Origin of the sequence: Elizabethkingia bruuniana, from assembly GCF_002024805.1 — a bacterium.
Taxonomy (GTDB): Bacteria; Bacteroidota; Bacteroidia; order Flavobacteriales; family Weeksellaceae; genus Elizabethkingia; species Elizabethkingia bruuniana.
This window is the reverse complement of the sequence record NZ_CP014337.1, coordinates 2,548,397-2,566,440: the sequence shown is the minus strand read 5'-3', so window position 1 is coordinate 2,566,440 and position 18,044 is coordinate 2,548,397. Positions and strand designations below refer to the sequence as shown.

The 18,044-nt window shown below is 35.6% G+C and carries 14 protein-coding genes and 1 tRNA gene; 8 read left to right on the top strand and 7 right to left on the bottom strand.

Features of this window, described 5'->3' with window-relative positions:
• Positions 1-24: 24 nt before the first annotated feature.
• Positions 25-2,499: an FtsK/SpoIIIE family DNA translocase gene (locus AYC65_RS11915; RefSeq protein ID WP_034866068.1), complete on the bottom strand. Its 2,475-nt coding sequence runs from the start codon at positions 2,497-2,499 to the stop codon at positions 25-27.
• Between the two features lie 197 nt (positions 2,500-2,696).
• Here AYC65_RS11915 and ccsB point away from each other — a divergent pair, with 197 nt between their 5' ends.
• Positions 2,697-5,978 carry a c-type cytochrome biogenesis protein CcsB gene (ccsB, locus tag AYC65_RS11910; protein ID WP_034866071.1) on the top strand — a complete coding sequence of 1,094 codons (3,282 nt, stop codon included), beginning with the start codon at positions 2,697-2,699 and terminating at the stop codon, positions 5,976-5,978.
• A 62-nt stretch (positions 5,979-6,040) separates the two neighbouring features.
• On the opposite strand, the gene AYC65_RS11905 is transcribed toward ccsB, so the two are convergent.
• Positions 6,041-6,655 carry a hypothetical protein gene (locus AYC65_RS11905; RefSeq protein ID WP_034866074.1) on the bottom strand — a complete coding sequence of 205 codons (615 nt, stop codon included), beginning with the start codon at positions 6,653-6,655 and terminating at the stop codon, positions 6,041-6,043.
• Positions 6,656-6,843: 188 nt separating this feature from the next.
• On the opposite strand from AYC65_RS11905, the gene AYC65_RS11900 reads away from it, so the two are divergent.
• Both AYC65_RS11900 and AYC65_RS11895 read left to right on the top strand, forming a co-directional pair.
• Positions 6,844-7,710 carry an SPFH domain-containing protein gene (locus tag AYC65_RS11900; RefSeq protein ID WP_034866079.1) on the top strand — a complete coding sequence of 289 codons (867 nt, stop codon included), beginning with the start codon at positions 6,844-6,846 and terminating at the stop codon, positions 7,708-7,710.
• Between the two features lie 41 nt (positions 7,711-7,751).
• A complete protein-coding gene (locus AYC65_RS11895; RefSeq protein ID WP_034866084.1) occupies positions 7,752-7,934 on the top strand; it encodes a type II toxin-antitoxin system antitoxin in 183 nt (60 codons plus the stop codon).
• A 68-nt stretch (positions 7,935-8,002) separates the two neighbouring features.
• Here AYC65_RS11895 and AYC65_RS11890 read toward each other — a convergent pair whose 3' ends face one another.
• Positions 8,003-8,293 (bottom strand): helix-turn-helix transcriptional regulator, encoded by a 291-nt coding sequence (locus tag AYC65_RS11890; RefSeq protein WP_021346350.1) that lies wholly within the window; start codon positions 8,291-8,293, stop codon positions 8,003-8,005.
• A gap of 186 nt (positions 8,294-8,479) precedes the next feature.
• Between AYC65_RS11890 and ccoN the strand changes: the two genes are divergently transcribed.
• Positions 8,480-10,753, top strand: a complete 2,274-nt coding sequence (ccoN, locus tag AYC65_RS11885) for a cytochrome-c oxidase, cbb3-type subunit I (RefSeq protein WP_034866086.1) — start codon at positions 8,480-8,482, stop codon at positions 10,751-10,753.
• 17 nt (positions 10,754-10,770) lie between these two features.
• Entirely contained in the window at positions 10,771-11,649 is an 879-nt protein-coding gene (locus AYC65_RS11880) for a cytochrome c (protein WP_034866087.1), read from the top strand.
• 797 nt (positions 11,650-12,446) lie between these two features.
• On the opposite strand, the gene AYC65_RS11875 is transcribed toward AYC65_RS11880, so the two are convergent.
• Genes AYC65_RS11875 through AYC65_RS11865 form a run of 3 tightly spaced genes read right to left on the bottom strand, consistent with a single transcriptional unit; the run spans position 12,447 to position 14,133 of the window.
• Positions 12,447-13,046 carry an HAD family hydrolase gene (locus AYC65_RS11875; protein WP_034866090.1) on the bottom strand — a complete coding sequence of 200 codons (600 nt, stop codon included), beginning with the start codon at positions 13,044-13,046 and terminating at the stop codon, positions 12,447-12,449.
• Positions 13,036-13,644 carry a hypothetical protein gene (locus tag AYC65_RS11870; RefSeq protein WP_034866092.1) on the bottom strand — a complete coding sequence of 203 codons (609 nt, stop codon included), beginning with the start codon at positions 13,642-13,644 and terminating at the stop codon, positions 13,036-13,038. The genes AYC65_RS11875 and AYC65_RS11870 overlap by 11 nt, the downstream gene beginning before the upstream one ends.
• Before the next feature lie 54 nt (positions 13,645-13,698).
• A complete protein-coding gene (locus AYC65_RS11865) occupies positions 13,699-14,133 on the bottom strand; it encodes a type I restriction enzyme HsdR N-terminal domain-containing protein (RefSeq protein WP_034866093.1) in 435 nt (144 codons plus the stop codon).
• Between the two features lie 5 nt (positions 14,134-14,138).
• On the opposite strand from AYC65_RS11865, the gene holA reads away from it, so the two are divergent.
• The 3 genes from holA to AYC65_RS11850 all read left to right on the top strand — a co-directional run bounded on the left by holA (position 14,139) and on the right by AYC65_RS11850 (position 16,655).
• On the top strand, positions 14,139-15,176 hold the full coding sequence (holA, locus tag AYC65_RS11860; protein WP_034866096.1) for a DNA polymerase III subunit delta: 1,038 nt from the start codon (positions 14,139-14,141) through the stop codon (positions 15,174-15,176).
• A 185-nt stretch (positions 15,177-15,361) separates the two neighbouring features.
• Positions 15,362-16,312: a thioredoxin-disulfide reductase gene (gene trxB / locus AYC65_RS11855; protein WP_034866098.1), complete on the top strand. Its 951-nt coding sequence runs from the start codon at positions 15,362-15,364 to the stop codon at positions 16,310-16,312.
• 258 nt (positions 16,313-16,570) lie between these two features.
• A tRNA-Ser gene (locus AYC65_RS11850) sits at positions 16,571-16,655 on the top strand.
• Between the two features lie 108 nt (positions 16,656-16,763).
• Here the strand turns inward: AYC65_RS11850 and AYC65_RS11845 are convergent.
• The gene (locus tag AYC65_RS11845) at positions 16,764-17,975 is read right to left on the bottom strand and encodes a serine hydrolase domain-containing protein (RefSeq protein WP_034866100.1); all 1,212 of its coding nucleotides are present in this window, start codon (positions 17,973-17,975) and stop codon (positions 16,764-16,766) included.
• Positions 17,976-18,044: the final 69 nt, after the last annotated feature.

Genomic DNA, 18,044 nt, shown 5'->3' with positions numbered 1-18,044 from the left:
TTTTCTGTTTTTTTTGTTTTTAGATTATTTGCGCAATTCTTCCAAAAACTGTTCCAAAGAATGCAGATCTGTAATCAATACTTCCCGTGCCTTAGCTCCGTTGAAGCTTCCGACAATACCTGAGGCTTCTAACTGATCCATGATTCTTCCGGCACGATTATACCCCAGTTTCAGCTGGCGTTGCAACATAGATGTTGATCCTTGCTGTGTAGAAACTACAATCTTGGCAGCCTCATCGAAAAGTACATCTTTTTCATTAGGATCAAAACTTCCGACAGAAACAATAGATTCATCTCCTGAGTATTCAGGTAACTGATATGCTTCCGGGTAACCTTTTTGTTCTCCGATGAATTCTGCGATTTTTTCTACTTCAGGAGTGTCTACGAATGCGCACTGCAGACGGATAAGGTCATTTCCATTGAAGTACAGCATATCTCCTTTTCCTACTAACTGTTCAGCCCCCGGTGTATCCAGAATTGTTCTGGAGTCAACTCCGGAAATTACTCTGAAGGCAGCCCGGGCAGGGAAGTTGGCTTTGATCATACCTGTAATAACGTTTACCGATGGTCTTTGCGTTGCTACAATAAGATGTATACCAATAGCACGGGCAAGCTGTGCCAGACGGGCAATTGGCATTTCTACTTCTTTTCCGGCAGTCATAATAAGGTCTGCAAATTCATCCACAACCAATACAATATAAGGGAGATATCGGTGTCCGTTTTCAGGATTTAATTTTCTTTCCGTAAACTTCTTGTTGTACTCTTTAATATTTTTACAGAAAGCATTCTTCAGCAATTCATAACGATTGTCCATTTCAATACAAAGAGAATTCAGTGTATTGATAACCTTTGCATTGTCTGTAATAATAGCATCGCCACCATCCGGTAATTTTGCTAAATAGTGTCTTTCTATTTTTGAGTATAAAGAAAGTTCAACTTTCTTAGGGTCAACCATTACAAACTTTAGTTCGCTAGGGTGTTTTTTGTAAATAAGTGATGTCAGAATAGCGTTGATACCTACAGATTTACCTTGACCTGTTGCTCCGGCCATTAGTAAGTGCGGCATTTTTGCCAAATCAGCCATAAAGATCTCATTGGAAATCGTTTTACCAAAAACAACTGGGAGATCCATGTCGGTATTCTGGAATTTAGGTGAAGCTATTACCGAACGCATACTTACCATAGATGGGGTTTGGTTAGGTACTTCGATACCAATAGTACCTTTCCCTGGCATTGGTGCAATAATTCTGATACCCAACGCAGAAAGGTTAAGCGCTATATCGTCCTGAAGTTTTTTAATCTGTGCTACACGGATACCTGCTTCAGGTACAATTTCATAAAGTGTAACAGTAGGACCTATGGTTGCTTTTATTTCGGTAATACCAACGTTGAAGTTTTTAAGAAGTCCGACAATACGGTTTTTATTTTCTTCAAGTTCGTCTTGATTAATGTTAATATTCTCATTGCCATAATCTTTTAACAAAGAAACAGAAGGCATCTGGAACTTGGCAAGGTCTAATTTATGATCGTAAAGTCCGTGCTGATCTACCAGATTCTGAGATCTTTTATCCGCCTCGTCCAGAACTATTACTTCTTCCTCCTTTTGTTCTACTGTAAAAGCAATATCAGGTGTGGTTGTCACTTTATGAGCAGGGACTTCATTACTTGTAACAGTTGATATTGGAGTGGTAGTATGATTAGGAGTCTCTATAATAGGAGGTGGAGTAGGTATATGAACAGGTTCCGCTTTAGGCAGTTCTTCTGTAACTACAACTTTATTTTCTGCCTCTTCAGCTTTTTTATCAAATGGAGAAGGTCTTTTAGACTGTGTAAGGTTTACTTCTTTTGGTGTTTCATCTACAACCGGAAGTTCTTCTTCTTCATTGTCGTCGGAATCATTATCCATTGCCGAAACCTTATTTTTGAATTTACCTAAAGTATTTTCATTTAGTTCATCCATTTTGGCTTTGATGTTAGACGGGCGAAGGTTGAATTCTAAAACAAAATATAGTCCGATACTTAAAAGAAGAATCATCCATAATCCGAAAGTACCAATGATAGCATTTAGGTAATCCATAATCTGGAAACCATATACACCGGATAATACACCCTGACCTTTTGTAATAACACCCATGAAAATTGGCAACCAACAGATGAAAAACAGACTATGGGAAATAGTTTTCCATGGCTTGAAATAATTTTTTTTCAGAATCAGCGTTCCGAAAACAAATAATAGGAAAGCAACAATGAAACCTGCTATTCCGATAGATTCAAAAATGAAAAAATTGCCCAACCAGTCACCAATCTTTCCAAATATATTGGAAGATTTAATAGACTTGTCTAGCATTGTCCCTGCCTGGCTTTGGTCGGCCTTCCACTTCATAAGATAAGAAATGAAAGAGAGGGTAAGCACTATGGAAAGGAAAACGAATGTTACGCCGGAGATAATTCTTAATTTCGAAATGGTCTTAGTCTTAGCAACTTCTGGCTTTTGATTCATTCTTTTTCTGTGTTATATAAGGTCTTTGCAAATTTAGAATAAAATAGCAAAAAAACTAATGTTGTTTTGTTTGTAAAAAGAAGGCATTTAGGTAATAGAAAATATAGTGTCTAACCATAGATATGATTTTTCTCCATGTTGGCTTATAATAGTTTTTTTGGTGTAATTTTGCCGGATGTGTTTTTAGAGTACCCATAATGAAGAAATTACAGGATATACTTATCTCAACCAGAACAATGGCAGTATTGTTACTGGTCTATGCTATCTCAATGGCGGTAGCTACGTTTATAGAAAATGACCATGGAACGCCCGCGGCTAAGGCTTTAATTTATAATGCCAAATGGTTTGAACTGGTGATGTTACTTCTCATCATCAATTTTATCGGAAATATTCAGCGATACAGACTTTTTAGAAGAGAGAAGTGGCCGCTATTGGTATTTCACTTAGCTTTTATTCTGATCTTTATTGGAGGGGCTATTACACGTTACATTAGTTTTGAAGGAATGATGCTGATTCGTGAAGGTGAAACTTCTAACCAGATCGTTAGCGAAAAACAATATTTCAAAATACAGATAGAGGATAAAGGTGATATTCTGAATTATGAAGATGTACCTTATATTATGTCTCCATTGCATCATGATTTTAATGCTACTTATGATTTCAGAGGTGAAAAGTTTACAGTGAAAACGCTGGACTACATCCAGAGAAAGAAAGATTCATTAGTAGTTTCTGAGAGCGGGAAAAATTATCTTCATCTGGTTTCCACAAACGACCAGGGGAGAGAAAATATATTCATTGCCCCGGGTGAGGCAAAGAGCGTAAATGGTATGTTGGTTACCTATAACCGTAAAATTGAAGGTGGTGTGGAAATTCATGATGAAAATGGATTCCTTCAGATCAAATCTCCATCCGATGCTCAATATATGACGATGGCAACGCAAAAAACAGGTGTTGCTAAAAAAGATGCACTAGATTCCCTAAAGCTAAGAAGTTTATATACAATTGGTGATTTAAAATTAGTTGTACCTGAAGGTGTGAAGAAAGGGAAGCTTATAGAATATGAAGGTGATAAGAAAAAAGATCAGGGAACACCAGATCTTTTGAGATTAATGGTTGAAGGTCCTAAGACAAAACAGCCTGTTGATATATTAGTTGATAAAAATAATCCTAATATGGCTAAACAGATTATGGTAGATGGTAAAAACATTATGTTAGGATTTGGTCCTAAAGTTTTACAGACACCATTCTCTCTGAAGCTTGATAAATTTGTAATGGAAACTTATCCAGGAAGTAATTCCCCATCTGCATACGAATCTCATATACAGATTATAGAAAACGGAAAACAAACACCGTATAAAATCTATATGAACCACGTTCTTAATCACGGTGGATATCGTTTCTTCCAGGCAGGATTTGATCCGGACAGAAAAGGAACTCACCTTTCTGTAAACCACGATTTCTGGGGAACCAACATTACTTATGTAGGATATACTTTCTTATTCCTTGGACTCTTTGTTTCATTGTTCTGGAAAGGAACTCGTTTCTGGCAACTAAACAAAATGTTGAAAGATATTAGCAAGAAAAAAGCTGTAGTTGTAGCATTCCTATTGTTTGCTTTTGGTAGTGTAAATGCACAAACCTATGATGGCGGCAGCAGTAAAGGTAAGATCGACATGCACGGACAGGAGACTCACGGAGCTCCTAATGTTGAGAAAATGGAAGTAGGAAAGCCTGCAGGTCCTATGAAGCCTAAAGTTTTGGATCCCGAAACTGTGGTTCAGCATTCTAATGTTAATAAAGAGCATGCTGATAAATTTGGCTATGCTTTGGTACAAAATGTTGAGGGGCGTATTGTACCTGTTAATACACTCGCTTTAGATATACTAAGAAAGTTATACAAGAAAGATTCTTTCCATGGAATGGATGCCAATCAGTGGTTTCTTTCTATTACGACTAATCCGTTTATGTGGACTCAGGTACCACTTATTAAAGTTCCAAAGAAGGGTGGCGATGAATTGCTTAAGAAAACTAAGGCAAATGAAGATGAGTATACAACTTTATTAAACCTTTTCCCGATGGACCCTGCTACAGGGCAACCTCGTTTTGTACTGGAGCAAGATTATAATACTGCTTTCCGGAAAAAACCGGGAGAACAGAGTATGTATGATAAAGGAATTATTGAAATAAATGATCAGGTTCAGGTTTTCAACGGAATTCTTTCTGGTCAGTATATGCGTATTGTTCCGGTACCCAATGACAATAACCATACATGGCATTCATGGTTAGATAACAAATTTGAACCAGATGAAGCGTCTCAGAAAGTGATGGGGCCATATTTTGCAAGTGTTCTGGATGCTACAAAAAATGGAGATTGGGCTAATGCGGATAAAGAATTGGTAAAGTTACAAGACTATCAGCATAAGTGGGGCTCTAAGATTATGCCTTCTGACACAAAGGTGAAAGTAGAGGTGTTTATGAATGATCTTAATCTTTTTTTTAAACTCCTTATTGCTTATACGCTGATTGGTGGTTTAATACTGATATTAGGTTTCATCTATTTATTCAAACCAAATAAAATTGTTCATAAGGCAATTAATGTAATTATCTGGATCGGAATTGTAGGGTATATTGCACATTTCCTAGGTCTTGTAGGCCGTTGGTATGTTTCCGGACACGCACCATGGAGTAATGGTTACGAAGCTATTATGTTCATTTCTTGGGTCGGAATTACTGCAGGACTTATCCTGTACAGAAATTCTAATGCACTTATACCAGCGGCAGGTTTCCTTGTAGCTGTTATTATGATGGGATTCGCACATGGAGGAGCACAGCTGGATCCACAGATTACCCCTCTTGTACCAGTACTTAAATCTTACTGGTTAATTGTACACGTTGCTATTATTACATCCAGTTACGGATTCTTTGCCCTTTCGGCTATTATTGCAGTAATTACATTATTCTTCTATATTGTGACTAGCTCTGATGTCTATAAAGAGCATAATGATAAAACGATTAAAGAATTGACTATTGTAAGTGAAATGTCATTGACAATAGGATTGTTTGCGCTTACTGTAGGTAACTTCCTTGGAGGTATCTGGGCCAATGAAAGCTGGGGTCGTTACTGGTCTTGGGATCCTAAAGAGACATGGGCGTTTATCTCGATTATTATTTATGCATTTGTATTGCATATGCGTTTAGTACCGGGACTTAGAGGTAGATATACTTTCCATGTAGTAACAATGTTTGCTTTCTGCTCTATGATTATGACCTATTTTGGGGTTAATTATTATCTTTCAGGATTACATTCCTATGCGGCAGGAGATCCAATTCCTGTTCCGTTATGGGTGTATTTAAGTTTAGCTTTCATGATTGCTCTAAGTTTAGCAGCATGGTTTAAATATAAAAAACTCCACAGTGCTAAATCTTCGTCTAATAATAAATCGAAGAAAGCAGAGGAAAGAACGGAAATTGAACCTTAATCAGAATACAATAAAATAAAAAGCCAGGATACTTCCTGGCTTTTTTGTTTGTGTAAATATTCTTATTTGATTTCTTTATAGGAATAACTAAGATTGGCCCATATTAAAAAATCCTGAGCTGAAACCATTTCTGAAGGAGTTTTGAAAGGAGATGTTTTTGATACTTCTTGCTGAGAAGTTCTTCCGAAATTAAGACCGCTTCTGCTGTATAAAGAGGAATTGTCATTTTCCCTCGGAGCTCTGTGGTAGACTATAACTCTTTTGTAAATAGTAAGCCCAGTTTTATCAGAAGTATGTAATCCAAAGAATTCTGGTTTAGTCCCCTCAAGAAATATAGAATCTTGTTTTGCTTTAATTTTATAGGCTAGTTTCGATTTACCATTTATAACAAACAGAGAATCTTTTTTGTAATCAACAACAAGTTTATCATCCGAAGTATCCACTGAAAACCAATATTGGTTTAACATACTAGCATCAACTGATGTTTCTGTTCCTTTGGGGCCTTTTAAAGAAACTCCGTTTTCAATTTTATAGCTGTTATTAAACTGATAAGTGTATGTTTTTTTTGCTATTGTTATTGGCGGTTTAGTATTGTCACCACCATCTCGATTGTCATTGTTGCTACAAGAACTTAGATAGCCGGTAAGGATAATTAGAAAAAGTCGATTTATGCGCATATATAGTAATTTTAGTGGGTTGTGCTTTCGCATCTAAAATTAGGAATATTCCTGGTAGTGGCACATTAAAATAGCTTAACCTGATTTTATTCATATTTCCAATTATAGTGACTTTTAACTGGAAAATAAATTTATTGCTTTTTTGTATTATTAATTTCATATCTTTATGATATCAAATTAATATCAATATGGAAAAAAATCTGAAACCAATGTCTGGTTATGTGGCATTACTTATAAGTATCTTATTACTATTTGGTGCTGTTGCTCTGTTCTTTACAGGAATGCAGTATAATCCTTTCTTGTCTGTTATGGGGGTATTGTGTTTTATTCTTGCAATATTTTTTATGAAAGGTCTTATGATTATCCAACCTAACCACTCCAGAGTGCTTAACTTCTTCGGGAAGTATGTAGGAACTGTTAAAGAGAACGGATTGTTCTTCATCAACCCTCTTTATTCTTCACAAAGAATGAGTCTTCGTTCAGAGAATCTTCAGGGGCAAACACTAAAAGTAAATGATAAAATGGGAAATCCTATTGAGATAGGAGTTGTTATCGTTTGGAAAGTAGGAGATACCTATAAAGCTGCCTTTGAGGTGGAGCGTTATACTGATTTTGTAAAAATGCAGAGTGAAGCAGCAGTTCGTCATTTAGCGATGAGCTTTCCTTATGATAATCTTGAGGATGATCATGCACCGATAACCTTAAGAGAAGGTGGAGATAAAATTAATCAGATCCTGGAGCAGGAACTTACAGACAGACTTTCAAAAGCAGGAATTGTAATTCAGGAGGCCAGAATTAGCCACTTGGCTTATGCCTCTGAAATTGCAGGAGCTATGCTTCAACGCCAGCAGGCTACGGCAATTGTAGCAGCAAGGGCTAAGATTGTAGAAGGGGCTGTCGGGATGGTAGATATGGCCTTGAAAAAATTATCGGAAGAAAATATAGTAGAGTTGGATGACGAAAGAAAAGCCGCTATGGTAAGCAATCTTATGGTTGTACTTTGTGGGGAAAAGGCTGCACAGCCTATACTAAATGCCGGTACTTTGTATAATTAGAATGTAGACTAAGCGAAAGCTTAACAGAAAAAATAAAAATTTTGAGTGCAAAAAAAAGCTTTGTCCTCCGGATTGATGAAGAAACTTATAAGCTTATTGAAAAATGGGCTTCAGATGAATTTCGGAGCGTAAACGGACAGATTGAATTTGTAGTTCATCAGGCTTTGATAAAAGCCGGGCGAAAGAAAGAAAAGGATAATGAAAAGCCGTTAGATAGTAAATAAACATAACGTATAAAAAAGCAGCGGGGAGAAACTCCCCGCTGCTTTTTTATATACTTTTCTTATTGTAATTACAAATATTCATCCGGAACCTGGATGTTATTTTGCTTCAGATAGTCTATAAGACTTTCATGTTTCTGCTGCATATCGTTGGTGCAATTTCCTGAAAGGCTGCAAATTTCGGAGGGGCTAATCTCCAATATATCTGCAACTTTTAGTAAGGTTGTCATATTCATTTTGACTTTGCAGTTTTCTAAATCAGAATATGCTTTTTGGGAGATTCCCAACTCCAGAGCCATATACTCCTGGGTTAGATCTTTATTTCTCCGGATTTGTCTGATACTGTTGCCACATTCTTTCATCGCTTATGCTTTTAGTAGATTTCGGTATACTTTAGTAGTTGGTCTACTGGTACACCACAAAGATAACGAATACCTTTGAAACACAAATAAAACAGGTGGAAAATACTGTTTTTAGCGTAATTCTTTAGCTATTTTTTGCTAATCAGTTAGTGGGATATAACCTTATAAAATAAATACAGTAGAAAAATGGAGGCGCAAAAGTTTCATTATGACAACAATATTGTTCGGGCATTTTTATATGCGACAATAGCGTTCGGTCTCGTAGGCTTTCTTCTTGGGCTTACGGCAGCTTTAATGTTGTTCTACCCTGAATTACCAGAATTCCTTTTCGGTACGGATGATACGACGATTCAGAGTTTAAGAAGCGGAAATATTCAGGGACTAATTAATACACAAGGAGCACTTGGTTTTGGTAGAATAAGAATGCTGCATACCAGTGCAGTGATTTTTGCTTTTGTATGTAACTCGTTTTTCTGTGGTGCTTATTACAGTATGCAGAGACTACTTAAAACCAGAATGTACAGCGATACACTTTCATGGATACATTTCTGGTCTTGGCAGTTAATGATTGTAAGTGTGGTTATTACATTCCTTATGGGGATTAATACATCTAAAGAATATGCAGAGCATGAATGGCCTATTGACATCTTAATTACTTTCTCATGGGTTATCTTTGGTATCAACATGTTTGGTACGATTGCTAAGAGAAGAGTAAGACACTTATATGTAGCCATCTGGTTCTTTATAGCAACCTGGATTGGGGTAGCTTTACTTCACATCGTAAATAACTTAGAAGTTCCGTTAAACTTCTGGAAATCATATTCAGTATATGCAGGGGTAAAAGATGCATTAGTACAATGGTGGTATGGTCACAATGCAGTAGCATTCGTACTAACAACACCAGTATTGGGGCTTATGTACTACTTCATGCCGAAAGCAGCAGACAGACCAGTATTCTCTTACAAATTATCTATTATTCACTTCTGGTCCCTAATCTTCGTATACCTTTGGGCTGGCCCTCATCACCTTCAGTATACTTCTTTACCTGGCTGGGCACAGGCATTGGGCACAGGTTTCTCCATCATGCTTATCGCACCGTCTTGGGGAGGTATGCTAAATGGCCTATTAACGCTAAGAGGGGCTTGGGATAAAGTAAGAGAAAATCCGGTACTTAAATTCTTCGTAGTAGCTGTTACATGTTATGGTATGGCAACTTTTGAAGGACCGCTTTTGGCAACTAAATCTCTAAATAAAATTGGACACTATACCGACTGGGTAATTGGTCACGTACACTTAGGTGCATTAGGATGGAATGGTTTTATGGCCTTCGGTATTATATATTTCCTTGTACCATTAATGTGGAAAACCAAACTATGGTCTGTAAAATTAGCCAACTGGCACTTCTGGCTGGGGACTCTGGGTATTATTTTCTATGCAGTACCAATGTATATCTCCGGTTTTACGCAAGGTTTGATGTGGAAGCAATTTAACCCGGATGGTACTTTGATGTATAAAAACTGGTTAGATACTGTAACAGCAATTATTCCATACTTTAAATTAAGATTCCTTGGTGGGATATTATATCTGACAGGAGCACTATTAATGGTAGTGAATGTGTTCAAAACAGTAAGAAAAGGAGTATTTGAGAAAAATGTTCCTGCAGAAGCACCAGCGTTAGCAGTTATTGGTAACGATAGAAAAGATGGAGAGCCTGTACACTTATGGATTGAAAGAATGCCAACAGTATTATCCATCGGAGCATTTGTTACACTGGCGATAGGAGGTGCGGTTGAAATTATCCCGACCCTGAGTGTGAAGAGTAATGTGCCAAATATAGCAGCCGTTAAACCATACTCACCATTGGAATTAGAAGGTAGAGACTTATATATTCGTGAAGGATGTAACTCTTGTCACTCTCAGATGATCAGGCCTTTCCGTGATGAAATTGTAAGATTTGATGGCAAAAACGGGCAATATTCCAAAGCAGGAGAGTTTATATATGACAGGCCTTTCTTATGGGGATCTAAGAGAACCGGTCCGGATTTACAAAGAGAAGGTAATAAAAACCCGGATTCATGGCACTTTAAACATATGTATAATCCAAGAGTAACATCAGCAGGTTCTATTATGCCACGTTTCCCATGGTTGATTACGAATGAATTGGATCGCTCGGAAATGGTAAACAAAATGAAGTTAATGAAAAATGCGTTTGATGTACCATATACCAAAGCACAGATAGATTCTGCAAATGCATGGGCTGACAATCAGGCTAATGTAATCGTACAGAAAATTTACTCCGAGGCTGCAGATATTAAAGAGCAGGTAGCACAGGAAAAAATTGCCAAAGGCGACAAATTTATTCCGATTGAGAAGAGAGAAATTGTAGCACTTATCGCATACCTTCAGAGATTAGGTACTGATATTAAGACTACAGATGTACAAACAGCCTCTATTAAATAACTTTAAATAGTTTAGTTATGAAAGTAAGAACACCGATTTCAGTTTATATAGTACTTACATTCTGTCTGATAGCTTTAGCTTTCGAGATGTTTGCTCCCGAAGTTCATTATCTTACATCTCCCTATTTCTGGGTTGTAGTGATTATGTCAGCCTTACTATTGCTGATAGTGAGCTCCCTTCAGGATCTTGTAGAAAATGAAAACTTTAAGAAGTTAACTGATGAAGAGAAGAAGCTTTATCTGGAGCAGAAAAAGATTCCTTTTTTGCGAAGATTGTGGAATTCGGCTGTTAAAAAACAGTCTCAGAAAGAAGAAACAGATCTTATTATAGACCATGGTTTCGACGGGATTACAGAGTTGGATAATGCTTTGCCAAAATGGTGGATTGGTTTATTCTACTTCGGAAATATCTTTTGTGTGATTTATATGTTGGCTTATGTGTTCACAGATTATGCTCATCAGGATGCGGAATATGAAAAAGAACATAAAACAATGCTGGCTTCTATTGAAGAATATGAGAAAACAGCACCAAAAATAACACTTGAAACTGCTAAATATGATCCTTCTAATATTGCTGAAGGGGAGCAGTTATTCAAAACCAATTGTGCAACCTGTCATTCGGAAGGAGGTAAAGGCGGAATAGGACCAAACCTGACAGACAATCATTGGATTAATGTAAAAGAAAAAGATGTATTTCATAATGTATTCTGGATGCTGGAAAATGGATCTCCTAATAATCCAACGATGAGACCATTTATCAAAGATGGTACAATCTCCGGTAGGGATGCAGAAAAGATTGCAGCTTATGTATACCATATTAATCAGGAAACTCCTCCTGTGAAGGTTGAGCAAGGAGGAGCTTCCCCTCAGGGAGAAGAGGTTAAGTGGGAAAAATAAATTAAAGAGTTGTCGGTTAGTAGTGAACAGTACCTGCCAAATTAGTATATCCATAAATATCAACTGTATACTGCTAACTGTCAACCAGTAAAATATGTCTCCTGAATTCTATCTCATTTGCTTAAAGCATTTTACTGATCAGCAACTTGAGATAGAATTTTTAAAATCCTGATGATAGAATAACTTCGTCATCATTTTTTCAATCGTTTTTTTTATAAAACGGGTCATCAAGAAACTTTTTTGATGACCCGTTTGTTTTTATTTGGATTTTAAGTCTATTACAATTTCATACGCACAGGTAGTATATCTATTTTTTTAGAATACTAATTAATTGAATTTATCTGTGAAAAATATTAATAAAACTATGTTTGTAAGATGGTTTTAACTTTTATGTAATAAATCGGAAGGAATAACGTAAGGAAATGAAATACGTTTTTCTTTGGGTTACATAGAGGAAGGTATATCTTAGGTGAAGAAAATTGAGAGATACAAATTAATTTTTTTATAAAATATAGATTAAAGATATTTTGTTTTATAATCCCTTCTGCTCCGGTTCCATTTACCTAATGAAGGTTTCTCATTAAATAAAATTATCAGCAATTATCATAACTACCGGAGCAGATTTATAAGATGTATTGAAATGCTACAAACAACTTCCTGCCAAGTGCCAGGTATTTATTTTTCATAATGTTGTTTATTGTTTGTAGTAGCTGCAGGCAGATTGTTGGTTAGTGTATAGCATCTGCCTGTTTTATTAAAAAAATAATGGATTATTTATCTGAATAATCCATTTGATTTTATATGTTGAATTTTTGCAATTCTTCCCGAAGAATTGTTTCCGGAGTCAGATGGATAGTATTAAAGTCCATTGCCTGTGCAGTTCTGATGTTTTCATAATTATCATCTATGAAAAGACATTCCGAAGCGTTGAGGTTATATCGGTTTAGTAAAAGCTCATAAATCCGTTCATCGGGCTTAATAAGCTTTTCTTCTCCGGACACTATTATACCATTGAAAAGACTGAAGAAGTCATAATTTTTATAAGCGTAAGGAAAGGATTCAGCTGACCAGTTGGTAAGGCCATAGAGTTGATATCGGCCATGCAGATTACGAAGTATATTTACATTTTCTTCAATAGCTCCTTTTAACATTACTGGCCACTGGCTATAGTATAGAGCTATTTCTTTTGAAAATTCAGGGTATTGATTTTGTAATATTTCTGTAGCTTCCTGAAAACTGCGTCCGCGGTCTTGTTCCGCATTCCATTTTAGTGTAGCGATATGATCCAAAAAGTAATTCATTTCTTCGTCTGTGCTGAAGACATTCTGATAGAGATATTTGGGATTCCAGTCCATAAGGACGCCGCCAAAGTCAAATATAATATTCTTAATAATCATTGATAATGGTGATATTGGTGTTGTTGCTATTTCCTTTTATTGACTTTATTTTTCCAGTTTTGTATGAATCAAATTCATTGAAATATGAAAATGTAATACTACCAATAGATTTTATTTTTCCTTTTTCATAATTATTGAAAGAACCATAATAACTGAAATTTATATTTCCTATAGATTTTATATTACCGGTTAAACCATCACTAAGTTCACTGTAATATTGAAATATTTCTCCATTAACAGCTCTTATTTTACCACGGTCATTTGATGTAAAGCTGTTGTAGTACTCAATATTGTTGTTATTTAAATTTTTGATTACAGGATTACTGTTGTCTTTTGTATAATCGAAGTCAGAATCTTCGGTAGTACTAACTGATTGCCCGTTTGGAGTGATTATATTATCGAAATATCCGGGGTTTCTACTTTTTTGAAAAAGTGATAAAACTTTTCCTTGTGAATCCATTGCAACATAGGTATTATCTATATTGAAGAATATAATAAAGTTTTTACTCTTTTGGAACAGCCTGATCTCATGAATATTCTGAGCTTTTGCAAAAGGAAATAGCATCAGAAATATAAAAATAAAATATTTTGTTGTCATGGTGATTAGTTGTTTCTTAAAAGTAACATCAATATTTATGCCTCGATCCGGAATCTATGTACCAAAATTACTAAACTGATAACCATTTTGTGTTAAGCTTGCGTAAATATGTTGTAAACCGTTACTTAAAATAATTTCCCCTGCCCCTAGTACAGAATTATAACGAGCAGTTTGTTCAAAAGTTTTTTCGGTAAGTTTTATCTGCGGAGCTTTACATTCTATAAGAATTTTGGGTTGAGTCTTTTCGGTAACCAACAAGTCTATCCTTTTGGTGAGTCCATTTAATTCTATTTTTTTTTCGGCGATAAGAGCTGAAGGAGCATAGGTGTTCAGGCTGAGAAAGTGTTGGATCCAGTGCTGGCGTACCCACTCTTCAGGAGTAAGCAAAAGGTATTTTTTGCGCAGTACATCATAAATAAAAAACTTATCTTTGTCCTGCCTGAATTGAAAATCAAATTGTTTACTGAAATTAAGTTTAGGCAGTTGCATAGATTATGAAAGATTTAGAAAACATCCTCAAAAATATTAAAAATAAGGCATTTCAGCCTATCTATTTTTTTCATGGTGAAGAACCTTATTTTACAGATGTCGCAATAAAATCACTGGAAAATGATGTGCTGACAGAAGATGAAAAAGCTTTTAATCAGACCGTAGTATACGGGAAAGATACTTCTTATGGTGAGGTCCTTTCACTTGCAAGACAATATCCTATGATGGGAGATAAGCAGTTGATTATTGTAAAAGAAGCCCAGGATCTGAAATTAAATGAAGAGGAGGGTGATATTCTGTTAAAATATATAGAACAACCTGTAGAATCTACCATTCTGGTATTTGCCCATAAATATAAAAAAGTTGATTCTCGTAAGAAATTTGTAAAACAACTTGATAAAAATAACTGGCTGTATTACAGTGAGCCAGTAAAGGATTATCAGTTAGCAACCTGGATTCAACAACAGATTCAGACTTTTGGAATTAAAACCGCTCCGAATATTTCTCATCTTCTTGCTGAATATTTGGGGAATGATTTATCTAGAATCTCTAATGAACTCAATAAGCTAAAATTAATTCTGAAACCAGGAGAAGAACTGGATGGAAAGTTGGTAGAGCTTCATATAGGAATTAGTAAAGATTATAATGTTTTTGAACTTCAAAAGGCCTTAGGAGTAAAAGATACTGAAAGATCCATGAAGATTGCTTATTATATGGGGAAGAATGTTAAAACTAATCCTTTGCTATTGATTATAGGAAATCTATTCAATTACTTCAATAATATATTAATGTATCATGCCATGCGCGGGCAGCCTGCTGCTGCTATGGCTTCGGCGATGGGTGTAAATCCATATTTTTTGAAAGACTATGAACAGTCTGCTAAATTTTATCCGATGAAGCATGCGACGCGTATTATTTCTGTTTTGCGGGAAATGGATATGAAGAGTAAAGGCTTAGGAGCTCATAATACAGATGATGCAGAGTTGCTTACCGAGATGGTTTATAAGATACTAAATGTAGATAAAACAAAGGTAAAAGTATAATTTTAACGATTAATAATAGGAAATATAAAGACATAGTTATAATGGTGCTGAAGTGTACATCTAATAACTTATAAATCCAACAAACTTTATTAATTATTTGCTATAAAAGTTATTGATAAAACTCAATATTAAAATTTGACAAAGTAATATAAGATTACCGAAATTTGTATCCGAACTGAGATTATATGGAAAATATTTTAGATTGTGTGATCGTGGGCTCTGGGCCTGCAGGATTTACAGCAGCTATTTACGCTGCAAGAGCAGACATGAAGCCAGAACTTTTTACCGGACTTGAGCCGGGAGGGCAATTAACTACAACAACCGAAGTAGAAAACTTTCCGGGATATCCGTCAGGAATTACAGGACCTGAAATGATGATGGATTTGCAAAAGCAAGCGGAGCGTTTTGAAACTAAAGTTCACTATGAGATGATTAGCACTGTAGAATTTGCTAAAGAAGCAGGTGGTGTACACAAGCTAAGCACAGGTAGCCGTGAAATACTGGCTAAAACTGTAATTATTTCTACAGGAGCAACAGCTAAATATCTTGGATTAGACGACGAGAAAAAATACAGTGGTGGAGGTGTGTCTGCTTGTGCTACTTGCGATGGTTTCTTTTACAAAGGAAAAGATGTTGTTGTTGTAGGAGCAGGAGATACTGCTGCTGAAGAGGCTACTTATCTGTCTAAGATATGTAATAAGGTGATTATGTTAGTTCGTAAAGATCATTTCCGAGCTTCTAAAGCTATGGTTCATCGTGTAATGAATACTTCTAATATCGAAGTGAAATTCAATCATGAATTAGTGGCTATTGAAGGTGAAAATAATCTTGTAGAAAGAGCTGTAGCAATTAATAATGTTACCAATGAGAAATCTACAATAGATGTTCATGGTATTTTCATCGCTATTGGTCATAAGCCTAATACAGAAGTTTTTGGTGGCCAGCTTGATTTGGATGAAAATGGTTATATCCTTACAGAAAAAGGATCTACCAGAACAAATCTTCCTGGTGTATTTGCAGCAGGTGATGTTCAGGATCATATCTATAGACAGGCAATTACAGCAGCTGGAAGTGGTTGTATGGCGGCGATGGATGCCGAGAAATATCTTAGCGGCCTTGAGCATGTTGAGAATTAAGATTCGATTTGAATAAATTTAATTATAAAAATGCGCCAAGTTTTAATTAAAACTTGGCGCATTTTATTTTTGTCAATATTGGTGAAAATTGTAAAACGGCCTGAATATAGCGGTTTGTAGGAATTGTATATTAAAATTTTTGTAGTTGATCCCCAGTATTTTAAAGATGTAATAGTAAATTATTAAGTAAAATATTTGGAGTGTAACGATAAATCCCCCTATATTTGCACCACTAAAAATTCAGAACAGAATTTGAAAGGAGAGTTGGCAGAGTGGTCGATTGCGGCAGTCTTGAAAACTGTTGACTGTAACAGGTCCGGGGGTTCGAATCCCTCACTCTCCGCGGAATAATTAAAAACCTACTAGTAATAGTAGGTTTTTTGTTTTTATAATCATGAAGTAAAATTTGCAATAATATTCAAATATGTTGTGATGATATCTATTACAGATTTTATTTAGCTCTATTATTTAGCTTTTGGTCGAGTGGGGTATAATTTTCCCAGTACCAAGGTGTATATATATTACCAATAGCAGTCTCCATAAGGGATTTAAAAATGCTTTCTCCATTATCACTGTTGGTCATAATAATGATGCCGATGCCTTTTTCCGGAAATCCAATAGCATAATGCCCCCAACCTTCACTATGGCCTTCTTTAAAGAAAGCATAGCCATAAGGTGTTTTAAGTAGACCTACCCCTAATCCGTAAAATATTTTGGTATTAGTAATCGTTTTGTCATCTAATAAAGCATTAGGACCAAACTGTTGCTTGGAAAGAATAGGAATCTGTGGAGAAAACATTTCATGAATGCTTTTTTTTGAAAGCCCCTTTTTCTGTAATAAGGCTGTAAAGAAATTTGAAAAATCATTTATAGTAGTATACATTGATCCTGCTGAATGGGGAGAAGTCCTTTTGTCGAATTCATAAGGCTTTTGTAGTGAATCATGTCCAATACAATAGTCTTTATCAAAAGCATTCTGCCATACATAACTGCTGTTTTTCATAATTAAAGGACGAAAAGCTTCTTCCTGAGCAATAGACTCAAAATCTTTGCCTGTAATTTGCTCTAGTACAAACTGTAATAAATACATTCCTTCCCCTGAGTAACTAAACTTGGTTCCCGGATCATATTTAATTCTTAGTTTTCCATCAGTTTCGAATCCTCTGTAATTAGGCAGACCGGTTGTATGATCCAGACACATTCTTGCTGTGATCTTTTCGTATCTTTTGTCTTCTTTTATGTCCTGATATCCTCGGGTTTTCTTTGTAAAAGTATATTCATATAGTGGCTTCTTTAGGTATTGGACTAAAGGGGTGTCAAGATTAATAATACCTTTGTCTACCATTTTTAAAACAATATAGGCAAATACAGCTTTACTCAAAGAGCAGCTCCAGTAAATGGTGGCAGTATCCATCTTTTTTTGTGCTGAAAGGTCTGCATAACCATAACTTTTAATAAATATAGGTTTGTTCTTATTGAATACAGCAACAGATAAGCCTGTTACTTTTGCGGTATCCATTAATTTTTTTATGGTATGATCTAATTGGTTGAAATGAATTGAAGAACCATCTAGCCGCTTTATCCTTTGTGCTGAAAGCCTTGGGGAAAACAATAGTAAAACTAAAGAAACACAAGAAAAAAATAAGATTTTTATAGATTTCATAACATGTAATACTTGGGATTAAATTTACATAAATTATGTTATATCTATATGAAAAACAATTGTTTACAT

Bases quoted from the DNA above. Each gene is read 5' to 3' on its own strand.
- AYC65_RS11915 (WP_034866068.1), bottom strand. From the start codon at position 2,499: ATGAATCAAAAGCCAGAAGTTGCTAAGACTAAGACCATTTCGAAATTA.
- AYC65_RS11875 (WP_034866090.1), bottom strand. From the start codon at position 13,046: ATGATTATTAAGAATATTATATTTGACTTTGGCGGCGTCCTTATGGAC.
- AYC65_RS11905 (WP_034866074.1), bottom strand. From the start codon at position 6,655: ATGCGCATAAATCGACTTTTTCTAATTATCCTTACCGGCTATCTAAGT.
- trxB (WP_034866098.1), top strand. From the start codon at position 15,362: ATGGAAAATATTTTAGATTGTGTGATCGTGGGCTCTGGGCCTGCAGGA.
- AYC65_RS11890 (WP_021346350.1), bottom strand. From the start codon at position 8,293: ATGAAAGAATGTGGCAACAGTATCAGACAAATCCGGAGAAATAAAGAT.
- AYC65_RS11900 (WP_034866079.1), top strand. From the start codon at position 6,844: ATGGAAAAAAATCTGAAACCAATGTCTGGTTATGTGGCATTACTTATA.
- AYC65_RS11880 (WP_034866087.1), top strand. From the start codon at position 10,771: ATGAAAGTAAGAACACCGATTTCAGTTTATATAGTACTTACATTCTGT.
- AYC65_RS11865 (WP_034866093.1), bottom strand. From the start codon at position 14,133: ATGCAACTGCCTAAACTTAATTTCAGTAAACAATTTGATTTTCAATTC.
- AYC65_RS11870 (WP_034866092.1), bottom strand. From the start codon at position 13,644: ATGACAACAAAATATTTTATTTTTATATTTCTGATGCTATTTCCTTTT.
- holA (WP_034866096.1), top strand. From the start codon at position 14,139: ATGAAAGATTTAGAAAACATCCTCAAAAATATTAAAAATAAGGCATTT.
- ccoN (WP_034866086.1), top strand. From the start codon at position 8,480: ATGGAGGCGCAAAAGTTTCATTATGACAACAATATTGTTCGGGCATTT.
- ccsB (WP_034866071.1), top strand. From the start codon at position 2,697: ATGAAGAAATTACAGGATATACTTATCTCAACCAGAACAATGGCAGTA.
- AYC65_RS11845 (WP_034866100.1), bottom strand. From the start codon at position 17,975: ATGAAATCTATAAAAATCTTATTTTTTTCTTGTGTTTCTTTAGTTTTA.